General features: G+C 45.2%; 1 protein-coding gene. It reads left to right on the forward strand.

What is annotated here, in order from left to right:
* Positions 1-169: 169 nt before the first annotated feature.
* Positions 170-1,234 (forward strand): hypothetical protein (locus J7K40_08260; GenBank protein MCD6162390.1); only part of this gene is annotated, 1,065 nt, incomplete at its 3' end.

Raw genomic sequence — 1,234 nt, forward strand, 5'->3', positions numbered from 1 at the left:
AGTCTATTATAATGGGAGGTAACGGAAGCCCACCTGAGAGACAGAATTTATTAGGACAACTGAGGTCTGGGATACTGGCTTGTATTGAGAAGGGGATACTCGATAAAGTTTTGGAGGGCTTCGATCCTCGGATTCAGGAACAGATTAGAGTGGAGTATAGGATTAAGTAATGGCTAATGCTTGGTCTTTAGGAGGGAATTTAATAACCTCAAGGCAAAAATTAGCTGGTTGTGGAACCTTGACAGCGGGTTTGAGTTTTGGGGGTGATGGAGCTTCTAGTTTTTTAAAGGCGACTGAAGAATATGATGGTACAGCTTGGTCATTGGGAGGGGATTTAAATACAGGTAGATATGCCTTGGCTGGTTGTGGTACTCAATCAGCGGGTTTAAGTATTGGTGGAAGTGATGCTTACGACGATAATGTTACTGAAGAATATAACGAAACAGTTTGGTCATCTGGCGGTAATTTAGGTACAGGCAGGGATGCTTTAGCAGGGTGTGGTACTCAGGGAGCTGGCTTAATTTTCGGGGGATATAGCGGGGATTATTTAGCAAGTACTGAAGAATATGATGGTACATCTTGGACTGCCGGCGGTGCTATGGCAACGGCTCGTAATTATTTAGCAGGCTGTGGTACTCAATCGGCGGGGCTCAGTTTTGGGGGATATGATGGTAGTATTTGTGCAACCACTGAAGAATATAATGGTACGGCCTGGTCTGCCGGCGGGGATTTAGCTGGGGCTAGATTGTATCTTGCAGGCTGTGGTACTCAGTCTGTAGGTTTGAGTTTTGGTGGGTATGATACTGATCTTTCAGCAGTAACTGAAGAATATAATGGGACGGCTTGGTCATCCGGAGGAAATTTATCAGTTGCAAGACGATATTTAGCAGGTTGTGGGACACAGTCAGAAGGATTAAGTATTGGTGGGTATACTTCTAGTACTCATTCTCCAATAACAGAGGAATATGTTCCTGCCCCGACAGATTCCACCAATCTCCTAGACGGCAAAGTAGCAATACGAAACGATGCAACTATTTTGCTTGATGGCAAGGCAGAAGTAGGGGTTTTTGCCCGGGATATCTTCGATGCCAAGGCAGTAGTCAAAGATGAAACGACAACTCTATTTAATGGTACGACCGAAGTAATAGGGTGGAAAGCAGATTTGCTCGACGGCAAGGTCGAGGTAACAGGCTGGGCCGCTGATCTACTCGACGGTAAAGTAAGCACAGCTAAT

Source organism: Candidatus Zixiibacteriota bacterium (genome assembly GCA_021159005.1).
Lineage (GTDB): Bacteria > Zixibacteria > MSB-5A5 > UBA10806 > 4484-95 > JAGGSN01.